The sequence below is a fragment of the Providencia sp. PROV174 genome, from assembly GCF_028480685.1.
Taxonomy (GTDB): Bacteria; Pseudomonadota; Gammaproteobacteria; order Enterobacterales; family Enterobacteriaceae; genus Providencia; species Providencia rettgeri.
This window is the reverse complement of record NZ_JAMPOT010000007.1, coordinates 206107-224305: the sequence shown is the minus strand read 5'-3', so window position 1 is coordinate 224305 and position 18199 is coordinate 206107. Positions and strand designations below refer to the sequence as shown.

The 18199-nt window shown below is 43.1% G+C and carries 17 protein-coding genes; 3 read left to right on the top strand and 14 right to left on the bottom strand.

The annotated features are described in order from the left end of the window. Positions 1–3 precede the first annotated feature (3 nt). The 10 genes from mltG to yceD form a co-directional block, all read right to left on the bottom strand. Positions 4–1026: an endolytic transglycosylase MltG gene (gene mltG / locus PSE60_RS04640; protein ID WP_272664685.1), complete on the bottom strand. Its 1023-nt coding sequence runs from the start codon at positions 1024–1026 to the stop codon at positions 4–6. Positions 1027–1078: 52 nt separating this feature from the next. Next, the gene (pabC, locus tag PSE60_RS04635) at positions 1079–1909 is read right to left on the bottom strand and encodes an aminodeoxychorismate lyase (RefSeq protein WP_272664684.1); all 831 of its coding nucleotides are present in this window, start codon (positions 1907–1909) and stop codon (positions 1079–1081) included. A 150-nt stretch (positions 1910–2059) separates the two neighbouring features. After that, positions 2060–3310, bottom strand: coding sequence for a beta-ketoacyl-ACP synthase II (gene fabF / locus PSE60_RS04630; RefSeq protein WP_272664683.1), 1251 nt, complete (start codon positions 3308–3310; stop codon positions 2060–2062). A 78-nt stretch (positions 3311–3388) separates the two neighbouring features. After that, complete coding sequence (acpP, locus tag PSE60_RS04625; RefSeq protein ID WP_004253236.1) at positions 3389–3625, bottom strand: acyl carrier protein; 237 nt, start codon at positions 3623–3625, stop codon at positions 3389–3391. A 155-nt stretch (positions 3626–3780) separates the two neighbouring features. Then, positions 3781–4515, bottom strand: a complete 735-nt coding sequence (gene fabG / locus PSE60_RS04620; RefSeq protein WP_004253233.1) for a 3-oxoacyl-ACP reductase FabG — start codon at positions 4513–4515, stop codon at positions 3781–3783. 7 nt (positions 4516–4522) lie between these two features. Continuing rightward, positions 4523–5455 carry an ACP S-malonyltransferase gene (gene fabD / locus PSE60_RS04615; protein WP_210836229.1) on the bottom strand — a complete coding sequence of 311 codons (933 nt, stop codon included), beginning with the start codon at positions 5453–5455 and terminating at the stop codon, positions 4523–4525. A gap of 18 nt (positions 5456–5473) precedes the next feature. Beyond that, entirely contained in the window at positions 5474–6424 is a 951-nt protein-coding gene (locus PSE60_RS04610) for a beta-ketoacyl-ACP synthase III (protein WP_210836289.1), read from the bottom strand. 9 nt (positions 6425–6433) lie between these two features. Next, positions 6434–7474 carry a phosphate acyltransferase PlsX gene (plsX, locus tag PSE60_RS04605; protein WP_210836231.1) on the bottom strand — a complete coding sequence of 347 codons (1041 nt, stop codon included), beginning with the start codon at positions 7472–7474 and terminating at the stop codon, positions 6434–6436. A gap of 12 nt (positions 7475–7486) precedes the next feature. After that, positions 7487–7657, bottom strand: a complete 171-nt coding sequence (rpmF, locus tag PSE60_RS04600) for a 50S ribosomal protein L32 (RefSeq protein ID WP_004253223.1) — start codon at positions 7655–7657, stop codon at positions 7487–7489. Positions 7658–7669: 12 nt separating this feature from the next. After that, positions 7670–8194 (bottom strand): 23S rRNA accumulation protein YceD, encoded by a 525-nt coding sequence (yceD, locus tag PSE60_RS04595; RefSeq protein WP_210836234.1) that lies wholly within the window; start codon positions 8192–8194, stop codon positions 7670–7672. 143 nt (positions 8195–8337) lie between these two features. Here yceD and PSE60_RS04590 point away from each other — a divergent pair, with 143 nt between their 5' ends. Further along, a complete protein-coding gene (locus tag PSE60_RS04590) occupies positions 8338–8925 on the top strand; it encodes a Maf family protein (RefSeq protein WP_210836236.1) in 588 nt (195 codons plus the stop codon). Positions 8926–8968: 43 nt separating this feature from the next. Here the strand turns inward: PSE60_RS04590 and rluC are convergent, their stop codons facing one another. Continuing rightward, entirely contained in the window at positions 8969–9928 is a 960-nt protein-coding gene (gene rluC / locus PSE60_RS04585; protein ID WP_272664682.1) for a 23S rRNA pseudouridine(955/2504/2580) synthase RluC, read from the bottom strand. A 543-nt stretch (positions 9929–10471) separates the two neighbouring features. Here rluC and rne point away from each other — a divergent pair. Next, positions 10472–13762 carry a ribonuclease E gene (gene rne, locus PSE60_RS04580; protein ID WP_272664681.1) on the top strand — a complete coding sequence of 1097 codons (3291 nt, stop codon included), beginning with the start codon at positions 10472–10474 and terminating at the stop codon, positions 13760–13762. Positions 13763–13959: 197 nt separating this feature from the next. Next, a complete protein-coding gene (locus tag PSE60_RS04575) occupies positions 13960–14250 on the top strand; it encodes a putative quinol monooxygenase (RefSeq protein ID WP_272664680.1) in 291 nt (96 codons plus the stop codon). 216 nt (positions 14251–14466) lie between these two features. On the opposite strand, the gene PSE60_RS04570 is transcribed toward PSE60_RS04575, so the two are convergent. Genes PSE60_RS04570 through PSE60_RS04560 form a run of 3 tightly spaced genes read right to left on the bottom strand, consistent with a single transcriptional unit; the run spans position 14467 to position 18166 of the window. Beyond that, a complete protein-coding gene (locus PSE60_RS04570; protein WP_272664679.1) occupies positions 14467–15282 on the bottom strand; it encodes a dimethyl sulfoxide reductase anchor subunit family protein in 816 nt (271 codons plus the stop codon). A gap of 2 nt (positions 15283–15284) precedes the next feature. Further along, positions 15285–15833, bottom strand: coding sequence for a 4Fe-4S dicluster domain-containing protein (locus tag PSE60_RS04565; protein WP_272664678.1), 549 nt, complete (start codon positions 15831–15833; stop codon positions 15285–15287). A 2-nt stretch (positions 15834–15835) separates the two neighbouring features. Continuing rightward, the gene (locus tag PSE60_RS04560; protein ID WP_272664677.1) at positions 15836–18166 is read right to left on the bottom strand and encodes a molybdopterin-containing oxidoreductase family protein; all 2331 of its coding nucleotides are present in this window, start codon (positions 18164–18166) and stop codon (positions 15836–15838) included. Between the last annotated feature and the right edge of the window lie 33 nt (positions 18167–18199).

The window sequence follows — 18199 nt, the reverse complement described above, 5'->3', positions numbered from 1 at the left end:
TTATCAGTTTTGCTGTTCAAATTGGCGGTAAACTTTAACGGCACGATTGTGGTCGTTTAAATTACGACTAAAAGTATGCCCACCTTTACCATCTGCGACAAAGAATATGTAATCGGTTTTAGCTGGATGTGCTGCTGCCTTTAACGATGCAAGGCTTGGCATTGCAATCGGTGTTGGTGGCAAGCCATCAATCTTATAAGTATTGTACGGAGTATAATTATCTAAATCACTACGATAAATTTTACCGCGATACTTGTCGCCTAACCCATAGATGACGGTTGGGTCGGTTTGCAAGCGCATATTTTTCTTTAGTCGGTTAACAAACACGGAAGCAACTTGGGCCCTTTCACTATCAACACCGGTTTCTTTTTCAATAATCGAAGCCATAATAAGCATTTCATAGGCATTTTTATAGGGTAAATCCCTATCTCGCCCTTTCCACTCTTCATCAAGGCTGTTTTGCATACGTTTATAAGCACGTTTCAGGATTTCAGCGTCTGTTGTTCCCGCCGTGTATAAATAGGTATCAGGATACAACCACCCTTCTAAAGTGCCTTCCCCGTTAAACCCAATAAGCGCATGCAGTTCTGTCGGGGTTAAGTTGGTGGTTTTATGCTCTAAATAAGGCGCATCTCGTAAAATAATACCCCAATCATTCAAACGATTACCTTCAATAAAACGGATTGAAAACTGAGCTTCTTTACCACTCACAATTAATTGTAGGAGCTGTTCAACATTCATCCCCGGCTGCAGGCGGTAAGTTCCCGCTTTTAGCTGAGCCAGTTCAGGACGTAGTTTGAGCAACCATTGGAATTCATTCCCTTTTTCAAGAATTTTATCTTCAATAAGTAACCCTTCAAATGCAACACGCCCCGTTCCTGCAGGCACTGTGAAGATTTTTTCTTGTGTGATGCTGATAGGCGTTTTGGCATAGTTCAATACTTGACGGTATTGCCAATAGACCGCGACTGCAACAATAGCAGCCAAGGTCACGGCGATAAGAATGATTTTTTTGGCTAATTTCATTTATTGACCATTTCAATGCGTGTGTTGGTAATAATTAATTCATTTATAAAAACTAAATTTTGCAACGCAAAAATAAATACTCAAACAACTCACGGGACGCAAATTGCAATGGTGGACACTGTTGACTCATTTGAATACTTTGTACCGGTAAAACTGGCATCAACGCATTACAAATAATCACTTCATCACAATGAGTTAACACGTTAGCAAAGCGTTCGACCTGTTGAAGATGGTACTGGCTATCCTCTAGTAGTGATATTATCTTTTGTCTCATTAATCCATTTACCCCACTATGAGATAAAACTGGGGTGTATACTGTTTGCCCAACTCGCCAAAAAACATTTGCACTACAGCATTCAACAATAATACCGTCGGTATCTAGCACAATCGCTTCATCTGCATCAAGTTCATCAACCTCTTGCTTAATAAGGACTTGTTCTAGACGGTTGAGGTGTTTCATTCCTGCTAGCAATGAGTTGCGAGCTAACGGAATTTGACTAAGAACGAGGCGTGCCCCTTTACACTGCAGTTGAACATAATTATTCGGAAAAGGAGAAACGCTGACTATCACCGTCGGCGAAGTAAAACCTTTAGCGCTATATCCCCTACCGCCTACACCACGACTCAGGATCACTTTAATCACGAACTCATCTTGAGTTTGTTCTGCACAAATCTGCTTTAGATGCTCTGTCAAGCTTTCCCAATCTGGCTGTGCAATTTTTAATCTTTGGCTATCATGCTGTAACCGGGCAATGTGCTCATTTAACATTTTAGCTTGCTGATTAACGCCATGTATGGTCGTAAAGCAGCCGTCCCCAAAAGAGACTGCGCGATCGGTAACACTTATTTGCTGGCAAAGTTGCCCATTAACCCAATATGACATTGATAATACTTATAATAAAAGCTGATAAATCAGACATTAATCAAGTGGGATTATCATAAACTAAAGCGAAGAACTGTGCAAAGAACTGGACAAAATAAAGCCCCAGCCACATTACGTGACTAGGGCTAATTAATAACGGTAATAGATTAATTATTCGCCGCGATAACGACGGAAAATTAATGAACCGTTGGTGCCACCGAAACCAAATGAGTTACACAGAGCGAATTCCATATTCTCAACTTTACGTGCTTCACCTGGGACAAAGTCCAGTTTGCACGCTTCATCTGGGTTATCCAGATTAATGGTTGGCGGAACAATCTGATCGCACAATGACAAAATGGTAAAAATTGACTCAATAGCACCCGCAGCACCAAGTAAGTGGCCTGTCATTGATTTGGTTGAGCTGACTAATACATCTGTGCCTTCACCAAATACATTAACAACCGCTTGTGCTTCTGCCAAATCACCGGCAGGAGTTGAAGTACCGTGAGCATTGATATACCCCACGTCACTGGCTTTAATGCCTGCATCTTTCAGTGCATTTTCCATCGCAAGTGCAGCACCCGCACCATTTTCAGGTGGTGATGTCATATGATAAGCATCACTGCTCATCCCAAACCCTGCAATTTCAGCATAAATTTTTGCACCGCGCGCTTTCGCATGTTCATATTCTTCAAGAATAATAATACCTGCGCCATCTCCCAGAACAAAACCATCACGGTCTTTATCCCATGGGCGACTTGCCGCATGCGGGTCATCGTTGCGAGTCGATAATGCACGCGCTGCACCAAAACCGGCCACACCGAGTGGTGTTGTCGCTTTTTCAGCACCGCCTGCAACCATTACATCGGCGTCACCGTAAGCAATCATACGTGCTGCATGGCCAATATTATGCACACCTGATGTACAGGCTGTTGCAATTGAAATACTTGGGCCACGAAAACCGTACATAATGCTTAAATGACCAGCCACCATATTAATGATGGTCGATGGTACGAAGAATGGGCTTACCTTGCGAGGTCCACCGTGCAGTAATGACTCACAGTTGTCCTGAATTAAGCCTAACCCACCAATACCAGAACCAATCGCTGCACCAATTCGAGTAGCATTGGCTTCTGTTACTTCCAATCCAGCATCTTTAAAGGCTTGAAAGCCAGCGGCGATACCATATTGGATAAATGGGTCCATTTTCTTAGCATCTTTACGGGAGATGCCAAATTCTTCGTAATTGAAATCTTTTACTAAGCCAGCAAATTTAGTTGCGTGGTTAGTAGTATCAAAATGATCGATTAGGCTGATACCACTCTGTCCGTCACAAACAGCTTTCCATGATGACTCAACTGTGTTGCCGACAGGAGATAACATGCCCAGTCCGGTTACGACTACACGACGCTTAGACACGTATTTCCTCCAAGGAGGGAAAAGTTACAAAAGGAACATAGGCGATCGAGTGATCGCCTAGATAAGTTTTTCGTACAATTATTTAGATGCGTTCTCGACGTAGTCAATCGCAGCCTGTACTGTTGTGATCTTTTCAGCTTCTTCGTCAGGGATTTCGCAATCGAACTCTTCTTCCAGAGCCATAACCAGCTCAACTGTGTCAAGAGAATCAGCGCCCAAGTCATCAACAAATGAAGCTGTATTTACAACTTCTTCCTCTTTAACACCCAGTTGTTCAACGATGATTTTCTTAACGCGTTCTTCGATAGTGCTCATACTATTAAAATTCCTATCAAAACTCGCTTTCGCGATGGTTTTCGTAGTTTATGAAATACAGGAAAAGATACAACCCAATCCCGGCTGTTGGAACTATTATTTTGCATTATTTAGCGTTAGATAACACTAATAATGCAAATAGTTCCATCATTTCTTTAGATCATGTACATGCCACCATTGACATGCAATGTTTCACCTGTGATGTAAGCAGCTTCATCAGAAGCTAAAAACGCTACAGCACTGGCAATTTCTTGTGCATCACCCAGTCTATCCGCAGGAACCTGAGATAAAATGCCTGCACGCTGTTCATCTGTCAATGCTTTAGTCATATCAGTTTCGATAAAACCAGGTGCAACGACGTTGACAGTGATACCACGAGAAGCGACTTCACGAGCCAATGATTTACTAAAACCAATTAACCCTGCTTTCGCTGCTGCATAGTTAGTTTGCCCCGCATTTCCCATCACACCAACAACGGATGCAATTGAAATAATACGTCCACAACGTTTTTTCATCATGGCACGCAAAACGGATTTAGACAAACGGTAAACGGATGAAAGATTGGTGTCAATAATATCTTGCCATTCATCTTCTTTCATACGCATCAATAGGTTATCACGAGTGATACCTGCATTATTAATCAAAATATCAATTTCACCAAATTCTTCGCGAATCTTGGTCAAAGTTTCTTCGATTGATGCTGCATCAGTCACGTTTAACGCTAAACCTTTACCTTTACCATCAAGATAAGCGGTAATGGCTTCTGCGCCTTTTTCGCTGGTTGCTGTTCCGATAACGGTAGCACCACGAGCGATTAATGTTAAAGCAATAGCTTTACCAATTCCACGACTCGCGCCTGTTACCAGTGCAATTTTTCCTTCAAAGCTCATGTCGTCCTCAGCTATTTTCTAAAGCAGTGCTTAATGATACAGGATCATTGACTGCGACGGCAGTTAAATTAGAGACAATTCGCTTGGTAAGACCAGTCAATACTTTTCCTGGACCTACTTCAATAAGATGTTCAACACCTTGATCTGCCATTAATTCTACTGTTTCCGTCCAGCGTACTGGATTATACAGTTGACGGACTAAAGCATCACGAATATTTTGTGCCGACTTCTCAATTTTAACATCAACATTGTTAATAACTGGATAGCCTGGCTCACAAAAATCAATTTTTTCTAACGCTTCGGCTAATTTATCAGCAGCAGGCTTCATTAATGCACAATGAGACGGGACGCTAACGGATAATGGCAACGCGCGTTTAGCACCCGCTTCTTTACATGCGATACCCGCACGTTCGACTGCTGCTTTTTCACCCGCAATCACAACTTGACCCGGTGAGTTAAAATTAACGGGTGAAACAACTTGGCCTTGAGAAGCTTCTTGGCAGGCTTTTTCAATTGATTCGTTATCTAAACCAATAATGGCATACATCGCACCAGTGCCTTCAGGAACAGCTTCTTGCATGAGTTTTCCACGCAATTCAACCAGTTTAATCGCTTGTTTAAAGTCGATAACACCCGCACAGACTAAAGCAGAATATTCACCAAGGCTGTGACCTGCCATAATCGTCGGCATCGCGCCATTTTGGTCTTTCCAAACACGGAAAATAGCCACAGAAGCTGCCAATAAAGCAGGCTGCGTTTGCCATGTTTTGTTTAATTCTTCTTCTGGCCCATTTTGTACTAACGCCCAGAGATCGTAACCCAATGCTTCCGATGCTTCAGCGAATGTTTGCTCAACCAGCTGATTTTCTTCAGCTAATGCCGCTAACATCCCTAAAGACTGAGAACCCTGTCCGGGAAATACCATAGCAAATTGTGTCATGTCTATTTTCTCAGTTAATTAAAAACGAACCAATGCAGAGCCCCAAGTGAAACCGCCACCGAAGGCTTCTAACAGCACAAGTTGACCACGCTGAATACGACCATCGCGCACCGCTTCATCCAACGCTGTAGGAACTGATGCTGCTGAAGTATTACCGTGACGGTCTAATGTGACAACGACTTTATCCATTGTCATATCTAATTTTTTCGCCGTCGCAGAGATAATTCTTAAATTTGCCTGATGTGGAACCAACCAATCAAGTTCTTCTTTGGCAATACCGCTTTGTGCCAGTGTCTCATCAACAATATGTGCTAATTCGCGCACTGCAACTTTAAATACTTCGTTACCTGTCATCGTTAAATATGCAGGGTCTTCAGAACAACGGCTACGATTAGGTAATGTGAGTAAATCCCCATAACGGCCATCAGCATGTAAATGCGTCGAAATAATACCCGGCTCTTCAGATTCGCCTATAACAACAGCCCCTGCTGCATCACCAAATAAAATAATCGTGCCACGGTCTGCTGGGTCTAATGTTTTAGACAAAGCATCAGCACCAATAATTAATGCTTTTTTGGTCATACCCGTTTTGACGAATTGATCAGCAATACTAATCGCATAGGTAAAACCTGCACATGCGGCTGCGACATCAAATGCCGCGCAATCTTGAATACCAAGCATCTGTTGAATTTGGCAAGCCGCGCTAGGAAAAGCGTGAGTTGCTGATGTGGTTGCAACGATAATCAAACCAATGTCAGTTGCATCGACTTGCGCCATGTCTAACGCATTTTTGGCAGCATGAAAACCCATCACTGAGACACTTTCATCTTCGTTAGCAATTCTTCTTTCATGTATGCCAGTGCGTGTCACAATCCACTCATCAGAAGTATCAACCATTTTTTCCAGATCAGCATTGGTACGTACTTGTGCTGGTAAGTAGCTGCCTGTTCCTAAGATTTTACTGTACATAGCCATAGGTTATTGATCACTCCTGGGTAAAACAATATTTAGTCGCGCTGTTATTCTTTCTGGGACTTGTTTTTCAACAGCTTGTACTGCGCGGTCAATAGCCGCTTTGAAAGCGCCTTCATTCGCTGCACCATGACTCTTGATGACAATACCTTTTAATCCTAACAGAGTCGCACCGTTATACTGGTCGGGGTTCATGTCCCCAAAACGTTTCATTAAACGTTTTTTTAACCATTTTTTCGCCAGTTGCATAAACCAACTGCTTTTTTTATGTTGATCACCGGTCGATTTTATCAATGAAAGGATGACGCGTATTACGCCTTCCATCGTCTTCAATGAGACATTACCTGCGAAGCCGTCACACACTAACACATCGGTTTTACCTGTCAGTAATTCGTTACCTTCTACATAACCAATGTAATTAATTGATGACGTTTCTTTTAATACTGAGGCGGCTTCGCGGATATTATCCAGACCTTTACTCTCTTCTTCGCCAATATTCAGTAACGCGACTCTCGGTTTAGAAATGTTAACCACTTCTTCGGCCATCACGGAACCCATTACTGCAAATTGGACTAGCATATCACTACTACAGTTAACATTAGCGCCTAAATCTAGCACAACTGTTTGGCTTTTTTGCTGATTAGGTAAGATGGTCATTAGCGCTGGGCGCTCAATCCCCTCTATAGATTTTAGCATTAATTTTGCTAGTCCCATCAGCGCACCCGTATTCCCTGCACTCACGCACGCTTGTGCCTGCCCTGTCTTCACTAACTCTAAGGCCACTCGCATCGAGGTTCCTTTGCTTTGTCTTATCGCATTTGATGGTTTTGCATCGTTTGCGATAACGCCGTCCGCAGGAATAATTTCGACACGCGAAATTTGCTCAGCACTTTGATGTGCAAGCAAAGGTTGAATGGCTTCGGGTTGACCGACAAGCAGTAATTTGAGTGCTGGATTAGATGCCAGTGCCTGCAATGCAGCAGGCACCGTGACGCGGGGACCAACATCCCCGCCCATAGCATCTAACGCAATGGTTAGATTAGCCAAGGTAACAACAAATTACTTGTTGATAACCTTACGGCCACGGTAGTAACCATCTGCTGTCACATGGTGACGCAGGTGAGTTTCACCGGAAGTTTTATCTACAGAAACTAGGGTAGCAGTCAGTGCATCATGTGAACGACGCATACCGCGTTTTGAACGAGTTGGTTTATTCTGTTGTACGGCCATTGACCTTACTCCTTAAGTACTTTTCTTTAAACTGGCTAATACGGCAAATGGGTTTGGTTTTTCTGCCTCGGGAGGCAGTTCACCAAACACCATGTCCGCTACGGACACTTCACAGTGTTCAGAATCATGAACCGGAACAACTGGTAAGGATAGAATTATTTCATCTTCTATCATTCCCAGCAAATCTATTTCACCAAATTCATCAATTTGAATCGGTTCGTAGAGCTCCGGTAATGCTTCGGCCTTTTCGTCATTGACGACAGGACTAAAACAATACGATACGTAGGCATGATGCTTGAAATTTTTTCCGCAACGTTGGCATTGGAGGGTGAGATCCACATCGGATTTCCCTTCGATAACCGTGAGACGTTGTTTATCAATATTAAATGATAATTCGGTTTCTACATCACTGTCTACACTGACTACTGATTCTGCAAGACGTGCAACTTGCTCAGGTGTATAACTCCCGACATAGTCGAGGTTTTTCTGAGCTGCACGCTGCGCATCGATAGTCAGGGGTAATTTTACCTTTTGCATAAGGCGCGCATATTAACTTTGTAATGAGCTATAGTCAAAGAAAAAGGCGGGGTAAACTCGCCTTTTCACCAAAAAATCGCAGGTTTTGCGTTTTATAGTTTAAAATGAGTTAACCCTTTTGGCTACGAGTTTCGAGAAAAATCATGAAATCGATTATTTTGGCGTCAACTTCTGAGTACCGACATGCCCTACTAAAAAAATTAGGCTTACCTTTTTTAGCTGCTGCCCCAAATATTGATGAGTCGCCTGTATTGAATGAATCTGCCCAAGCTTTAGTCATGCGTTTATCTCATGCGAAAGCACAAGCACTCGCCGCTCAATACCAGCAACATCTGGTCATCGGTTCTGACCAAGTTTGTGTTATCAACAATAAGATTGTCGGAAAACCGCATAATTTTGATAATGCTTTTCAACAATTAAAATCTGCGTCAGGCAATAAGGTTACTTTTTATACTGGATTGTGCTTGCTGGATACCGAAACGGGTAAATTTGATGTGCAATGTGAATTATTTCATGTGCATTTCAGACTACTATCTGATGCGGAAATAACGAATTACCTATTGAAAGATGAACCTTATCAATGCGCTGGGAGCTTTAAATCAGAAGGACTAGGAATTAGTTTATTTGAGCGATTAGAAGGGCGTGACCCCAATACGTTAGTTGGGCTTCCACTTATTTTATTACTCGAGATGTTACGTCCACATCAAGTTAGCCCATTATTTGATAATTAATCCTTCATACTGGCAGGGAAAACCTGCCAGTTAATCAAATGGCTTACTTTTCTGCTTTACGACTACGTAATATTTTTAGGCAGTGATTTAATTGGTTATCTAATGGAGCTTGCAAACGCATCTCTTCACCCGTTTTAGGGTGCGTAAATTTCAATGCACTCGCATGCAAAAATAAGCGGTTTAAACCTGTCCCTACCAGTTGGCTATCAAATTGCTTGTCACCGTACCTGTCATCAAATGCAATAGGATGCCCTGCATAAAGTGTATGAACACGTATTTGATGTGTCCGCCCCGTGACAGGGCTCGCTTTTACCAAGGTTGCATTATCAAACCGTTCTTCCACTTTAAAACGCGTCTCTGACGGTTTTCCTTCACTGCTCACTTTAACGACTCGCTCGCCACTTTGTAGAATGTTTTTAAGTAAAGGGGCTTGAACAACTTTCATGTGCGACTGCCAGTTGCCTCTTACGAGAGCTAAATAATCCTTTTGCATTTGTTTCAAACGCAATTGTTCATGTAACGCTCGAAGTGCTGAGCGTTTTTTCGCCACCAATAAAATACCTGATGTGTCTCTGTCAAGACGATGAACCAATTCAAGGAAACGCGCTTCTGGTCGTAAGGCTCTTAAACCTTCGATAACACCAAAACTTAAACCACTTCCACCATGAACAGCAGTACCCGATGGTTTATTCAGCACTAAGAGAACGTCATCTTCAAATAAAATGCAATTCGCTAATGCAGCGACTTTATCCAGTTTGGCCGAAACCGGTGCGGTTTCACGCTCAGCAACCCTAACGGGAGGAACGCGTACTTGGTCCCCTTCGACCAATTTATATTCAGGCTTTATCCGCCCCTTGTTAACACGCACTTCCCCTTTGCGGATAATGCGATAAATCATACTTTTCGGCACACCTTTAAGTTTAGTGAGCAAAAAGTTATCGATACGTTGCCCAGCTTCGTCATCGCTGATGTCAATAAATTGAACTTGATTTTGTGTATTCATTCGAGAATGCGTTAACTCTAATTGATTAAAATATGCGCTTATTTGCTTTCCCTATCATACCGACTCCACAAAATTTTTTATGTTTTTTTTTAATTTGGTTATTTTCTGCATGATTTATCCTATTTCTAAATAAAATTTCCATATAACTTCCGTATCGACTTGCTATAATGGCTATGGCAATGGAATAATATGAAGTTGCTGAGATGTTTAAAAAACGAAAGTTAACGTTTTATAGGATTTCTTATTTGATGGCGTAACAATGCAGCAATGGCGTAAGACATTTAGCAACATCAAATAAATTAGCGAGCAACGAATTTTGGCTTATTGGGTTAGGAACTTCCGTTTTCTTTAATAACTTACGGCATCCTGATTAAGAACGCTGAATTTTTAATCTAAAAATCAGGTTCACCGAATACTGCGCGTCTCTATACGAACGACTGCCGCGAGGCAGACGGTTTTGTAAAAATCACGAGGCCATCGGTTTACAGTAGCTCTTTCTTTCGCTGCTCTTTATTTAAAAGAAAATAATGAGTAAGTAATAACATGAAAAGAATGCTAATAAACGCAACTCAACAGGAAGAGTTGCGTGTTGCCCTTGTTGACGGGCAACGTCTCTATGATTTGGATATTGAAAGTCCCGGTCATGAGCAAAAAAAGGCCAATATCTACAAAGGTAAAATCACTCGTATCGAACCTAGTCTTGAAGCCGCTTTTGTAGACTACGGCGCTGAAAGACACGGTTTCCTTCCTATCAAAGAAATCGCTCGTGAATACTTCCCAAGCAACTATCACTCTCAAGGTCGTCCTAACATCAAAGATGTGTTAAAAGAAGGCCAAGAAGTTATCGTTCAAGTGGATAAAGAAGAGCGTGGCAATAAAGGTGCGGCACTAACTACCTTCATTAGCTTGGCTGGAAGTTACCTCGTTTTAATGCCAAATAACCCACGTGCGGGGGGTATTTCACGTCGCATCGAAGGGGAAGATCGAACTGAACTAAAAGAAGCGCTGTCTTCTTTACAAATTCCTGACGGCATGGGCTTAATCGTTCGTACCGCAGGTGTGGGTAAATCTGCAGAATCGCTGCAACAAGATTTACTCTACCGTTTACGTCACTGGGAAGCTATCCAAAAAGCCGCTGAAAATCGCCCTGCACCTTTCTTGATTCACCAAGAAAGTAACGTTATTGTCCGTGCATTCCGTGATTATCTGCGCCCAGATATCGGCGAAATTCTGATCGACAACCCAAAAGTTGTCGAAATGGCACGCAACCATATCGAAGCTATCGGCCGTGGTGATTTTGCAAGCAAAATCAAACACTACAGTGGTGATGTTCCTCTGTTTAGCCACTACCAAATTGAATCACAAATCGAATCTGCGTTCCAACGTGAAGTTCGCTTGCCATCAGGCGGCGCATTAGTTATTGATACTACTGAAGCATTGACCGCTATCGATATCAACTCTTCACGTTCAACACGTGGTGGCGATATCGAAGAAACTGCATTCAACACTAACTTAGAAGCGGCTGATGAAATTGCACGTCAATTACGTCTACGCGACTTGGGTGGTTTGATTGTTATCGATTTTATCGACATGACACCCGTTAGGCACCAACGTGAAGTTGAAAACCGCCTACGTGAAGCAGTACGTCAAGACCGCGCACGCATTCAAATTGCACGCATCTCGCGCTTTGGGTTATTGGAGATGTCACGTCAACGTTTGAGCCCTTCTTTAGGTGAGTCAAGCCACCATGTGTGCCCTCGCTGTACAGGAACGGGAACTATTCGTGACAACGAATCACTTTCTCTGTCTGTTCTTCGTCTTATTGAAGAAGAAGCACTGAAAGAAAATACTCATGAAGTGCATGCCATTGTCCCCGTACAAATTGCCTCTTACCTGCTGAACGAAAAACGCAAAGCGGTCAGTGATATCGAACAACGCCAAAGCCATGTCCGTGTTGTTGTTGTTCCTAATGACCAAATGCAAACGCCTCACTTCCATGTGATCCGCATTCGTAAAGGTGAAGAAGTCAATACGTTAAGTTATAACTTAGCGCAATATCACGAAACAGAAACTTTAACGCAAAGTGATGAAACTACCGCTGAGCGTAAAGTCCCTGAGCAACCTGCAATTTCAGCTTTTGCGTTGCAAGAGCCTGTAGATGTGTCTACGGCCGTTAAACCGAAAGAAACATCAACTAAAGCGCCTGTTAAACCAACAACCGCAGAACCGGCAACACCGGGCTTGTTCAGCAAAATTGCAGCTTTCTTCAAGAACCTATTCGGTGAAGAAGAAAAAGTGGTTGAGAAACCTGCACCAAAAAATCGTAATAATAATGATCGCCGCCGGAATAATGACCGTCGCAATAATAATCGCCGTAATAATAATCGTCGTGATCGCGATGAGAATGAAACACGCGATAACCGCGATAATCGCGACAATCGCAATAACCGTAATGCGCCATCGGATGATACGAACACTCGCAATAAAGGTCGCAACAATAAGAATGCGAACACGCAAGACGAGCAAACAACTGACAATGCGAATCGTGATAATCAGCAACAACGTCGCGAACAACGCGCTGAACGCCGCCGTCGCCAAGATGAAAAACGTCAACAGCAAGCGGTTAAAACTCAGCAAGATACTCAGCAAAGTCATGTCGAAGATGCGGTGGAAAAGGAAGAAGAACAACGTCCGGTTGCTCCACGTCGTCAGCGTCGTCAATTAGCACAAAAAATCCGAGTTACTGATAACGAGCAGGTTGTTACACCTGTTGAAACAGTACCTGAAATGACCTCTGAGCCAGTGGCTGCATTACCTGCACCAGCTGCACCTATGAGCCCAATTGAAGGTGAAGTACAAACTGAAGAGCGCCAAGAATCAGTAGCTCAAGTTGATGGCGAAGAAAAGCAAGACACCATCATTCCACGACGCTCACGTCGTTCACCACGTCACTTACGTGTCAGTGGGCAACGTCGTCGTCGTTATCGTGATGAGCGCCATTTAACTAAATCACCAATGCCATTAATCGCTGCCGTTGCCTCACCTGAGCTGGCGTCTGGCAAAGTATTTATTCATTACCCAATTGCCCAGCCTCAACAAGAAAGCATGGCAATCATCACTAATGAAGAAATGCTTGAACAACAAAGTATTAATGATGCTCCTGTAGCAGAAGCGACAAATGTTACCCCGTCACAAAGTAGCGTGATAGTCACTCCTGTCGTGGCTGAGGAAGTTAAACAAGAGTCGCATGACACTCCTGTGGAAACCGTTAATGCTGAAGCAACGTCTTTAGTTAACGAAGCAACCGCTGCCGAACACATTATTGAATCAACACCGATTGTCGCTGATGAAGCTAACGTTACGCAGGAAGTTGAAACCGTCGAAGTAGCAAAAGAGACTGTAGAAATAGTGGCTGAGGTTATTGAGCCACAAGTTGAAATAGCTCAAACAGAAACGGTTGAAAGCGTTACTATCGTAGACGAACAAACTGCACCTGTTATTGCCAATGACGTGGTTAATGACGTCGTTGAAGAAACGCAACTTCCTCAAGTTACTGTCACAGCTTCAACCGAGGCAGTCAGTGTCGAAGAAGTTATCGAGCCTGTTGCTGTAGCTGAACGCGCGACGGTAGCAAGCAGCCCAGCGGTCAGCCTGCATAAACGTCATGCTTATTCTCCAATGACAAAAGCACCAGCCCCTGCAGTTACTGCTGCGCCATTTGAAATAACAGAATTTCAGCGTGAAGCCTCTACCTTTGAAGGTAAAGGTGGCGCAGGTGGCCACGTAGCTTCAAACGTCGCAACCTCTGAAATGGCAAAACCTGCTGATTTCTAGCAACTCGCTAGCTGTATACATAAAAGCCTTGATAGGAAACTATCAAGGCTTTTTTATTACAATACAATTCATGAATAATAAATTTTTTAATTAAAAAAATTCATCATCTCGCCAGTTTTTTACATTGAGCTCTCAATGAATTTATGCTTATATTACTGTGTTTTTATACAGCCATATTATAAAGAAAAGGGAAATATATGTTAAAAGTCATTGCGGAAGATTTCATTCAAAGTGAAGCGATTGAGATTGTTATGCCGTTATATCGTGAATTGGTCGCTGCGACTAAACTAGAACCATTGTGTATCAGTTATGACCTTTACGTTGACCAAAAAGATCCTGGGCACTTTATTTTTATCGAGGAGTGGCCAAATCAAGAAGCACTCGATATTCACTGTGCCAGCGAACACTTCAAACGCCTCGTCCCCCTAATCAACAGTTATAAGCGTTCTGACCCTATTATCAAACTGATGAATGGTGCTTTTGAATAAGCACATTAGCTAAACATGCCCCCAATCATATAACTAGAACCCGTGCACAACACTACAGGCCGAACTCTGATATCGACAAACCTACATAATCCTCTAAATAGTTCGACCTGTCGCTAGGCGGCGAGCTAAACAAGACCCTAGGAGCATACACAAGTATGTGACTAGGGCGAGTGTGCGACGCCAACAACGCGACAGGCCGAAATATGACGAGGATTTTTAGAACCAAGGAGCTTGGGTCATCACCGAACCATAAAACAAGGCTCTGCCAGCTAACTCTCCGCTAAACATCGCCAACATTATCAATACAAGTAAGACTGCGGATGGTCGCTCCTTGTATGCTTTTATCACCATAATGCAAGGCAATATCATACTCATCACTACTTGCCACCACAGCAAGTAGCTCCCGCCTTGGCTTGCAGGTAATTGTAAGCGAATAATCTGTGCAATTAATACCAATGCAACACCTATCAGCACGCCGACTTTAATTGTCGAGGGTAATAACTTGCCTTGCCCAATAACAAATAAGGCCACTAGACTAAAACCAAGGACAATTGCACTACCTATAAACGCAATTTGTGTTGCTGGTGTATGCCATAATGGGTGAGCAACCATTTGATAATAGACTTGTGCCGTGACAAGTATAGCGGCTAATCCACCAATCCCACTGATCCAGCCTAATATCGTGTTGCGTGTGTTTACTGTAGGTTGCAGCCAGCAAGATAGAGCCCACAAAGTGATAACACCATTTAATAATACAAATGTCACTGCTTCGCGACTTAGCCATGAATGACTTAACCCCAGAACGGAACGGTATGCTTCAAGAGGCACACCTAAATGCCCCATTGACATCGAAGAACCAATAACTTCAATCAGCCATATCAATAGCACTGCACGACGTAATACAGCGCCTGATAATAGGGATTCCTGACTAGCTTTCATTTGGTAAATGGTTAATGCGAGAACAGCACCAATCCCCCACTGGCTCATCACTGTAAAAAATACCAGAGGGAGTTCCATATGTTTAATATCCATGATTAGTCCTCCATCCCAATAATCACAATGTTTGGATTGCTGATCGTGTGGTCTGGCATATTATAACGCTGTTCCAGTACCGCCCAGTTTGTCGTGTGCTTCTTACGCAATTCGGTAATGTCGCCAAACTCAATGGCACCCGTAGGGCAAGACTCCACACACCTTGGCTGTAGGCCTTCATCTAACCGCTCCGCACACATATTACACTTGCTGGTTTTCCCTTCTGCGGGGTCAAACACAGGGGCATGATATGGGCAGGCCATAATACACATCTGGCAACCAATACATTTCTCATGATCTTGAACGACAATACCGTCCGCCCGTTTAGTATAGGTGTCTGCTGGGCAAACTTTTAAACATTGTGGGTCATCACAATGGTTACAAGACATCGTAATAAATGCTTGAGTATTCGGTGAATCATCGTTGAATTCGCGAACTCGACGCCACAAGACACCCGGCGGGGTCACATTCTCAGATTTACAAGCCATTGAACAAGTGCGGCAACCATAGCAATCTTTTGTATTTATTAAGAAACCATATTGCTTGACCATGATTAAGCCTCCCTTCTTACATCAACTAACGTACTATTACAGCAGTGCCCCGTTCCCAAATGTTCAACTTGGTCATTCGTGACATGACTGCTACTTCCCCCTTGTTGTTCCCACCAGCCGTTATCCAGTGAAATTACGCCTTTTTTAATATGCGTTGTCACAACAGCAATGGCTCGGTGTTCTCCTCGGTCATTAAAGGTGACTGCCCATTCCCCATTCTTAATACCTCTAGATTTGGCATCTTCTGGGTGAATCAAGACATTCGGCTGGTTTCGTTGTACTTCGAGGATCCATTCATTCATTCCATGACTTGAGTGCACACTACGCGCTAACTTGCGCTGAACTGCCATCAAAGGATACTTTTTGGCTAATTCAGGTGAACCTTTAACAGACTCGGTCACTTGGTAGTATGCGACGACAGGTGAGAAATTTTTCTTTTGCCAATCTTCAACAAACAAGTGTGCTTTTTTGGTTGATGTCCTAAAAATACCGTCTTTGAATGGTATCCAATCCCCTTCTACCGGCCGTACGGGGCCTTTTTCCAACATTTGGCGAGTAATACCAGAGCCGACTAAACAAGCATCAATATAGTGCTCTATTGGCTTATTAAATACGTCGCCAAAGCCGAAACGTTCTGCTAATCGAGCAAAAATCCAATAGTCTGGTTTTGCTTCACCTGCTGGCTCAACCGCCTTTTCCATTAATTGGACATATTGGCTACGAACGCCCGCCATCAAGCTGGTATCTTCAAAAATAGTGGTCACAGGTAAAACTAAATCAGCATATAAGGCGGTTGAGCTCATGAGATTATCTGCTACCACAACAAATGGAACTTTTTTTAGTGCTTCGCGAACCTTGTTGGTATTCGGCAATTGGGTCATAACCCCCATCGTCATAATCCACCAGAAATTAATGGGATGTGGCTTTTCATTGACGATAAAATCGCCAACTTTCGCTACAGGAATGGGAGGAATGTTTTTCACATTCGGCGCTGGTGGCACTATTGGGCTAAAATTAGCCATTTGCCGAGCTCCGCCAGCATCACAAACACCCGCCCCTCGTTTACCTATATTTCCAGTCAATAAGGCGAGATAGAACTGGCTTCCTGCGACATAAGTGCCATGTTCGGTTCGTTGTGCTCCTGACATGTTTTGCACAATCATTGAAGGAGTTATTGATGAGTAATCCCGAGCAAGACGTACAATAGTTTCCGTTGGAACATCCGTTTCTTCACTGACCCGGGCAATATCCCAACCTTTTGCTTGCTGGTAAATTTGTTCAAAAACAGTGGTGTAATTCAAATCCTCTGGAAGTTCATGTTGAAAAAGTGCCGGTTTAATGCCCGATGAATCATGACGAACTAATTGTCTGCTTAATGTGTCGAAAACTAAATAGCTGTCCTTATCATCTTTGTTTTGCCTAACTTGTTTTTGGTCCGCATCAACCAAATAAACCGCGCCAGTATGAGCCCTCAAGAAATTTTCATCTATCCGGTTTTCTTCAATAATGATTTTAATCATCCCTAAAGCAAGCGCGGTATCTGTCCCTGGAATAATCGGTATCCATTCGTCTGCTTTTGCCGCAGTTTCACTAAAGCGCGGGTCGATAACCACTAATCGAGCGCCATTTTTTCTCGCTTGGTTATAATTTTTAAAATAGGCTTGCATCGTAACAGCTGGGTTATTGCCCCAACACAGGATATAACGGCTATCCGCTATCGTATCGCGGGTATCTGCATACCTCAGCCCGAGCATCGGGATCATCGCAGCTGTTACAGCAGAGCAACAAAGTGAACCCGCTTGTTTCGTTGACCCGCCTAAATAATCAAAGAAGGCCTTCCCCATATCATTTTTAATTGAGTCCATATTTCCAGCATGAGTGGAAATAAACAACCCTTCATTGCCATATTTATCAATGGTCTCTCTGATATTTTTTTCAATAAGATCCAGCGCCTCATCCCAACTTATCGGTTTGAATTCAGCTTTACCTTTTTCGCCTACTCGTAGTAATGGTGTTTTGATGCGTTGATCATGATAGACCCATTTAGTTCGGCTGATTCCTCGCAAGCAACATTTGACATTAAACCCTTCCGTCGCCTGAATTTTCATCAGCTTACCTTGGTAGGTATATGCGGTTAGGTTGCAATGCAAACACTCCATTGCACAGGTTGACCGAAATGTTTTGTAGTCCGACAGTTTGAGTCGCACTTTAGGTAAGGGTTGATTGCTGTTTCCTTGTGCATAAGAACAGGGTGCGATACTCGCCAACCCCACAACGCCAAGCCCTTTGAGTAGAGTTCGGCGTTTTAAACGTAGTGAATTTATCGTTTTCATTATAGTAAACCTCGACATTGCCTTTATAAGTAC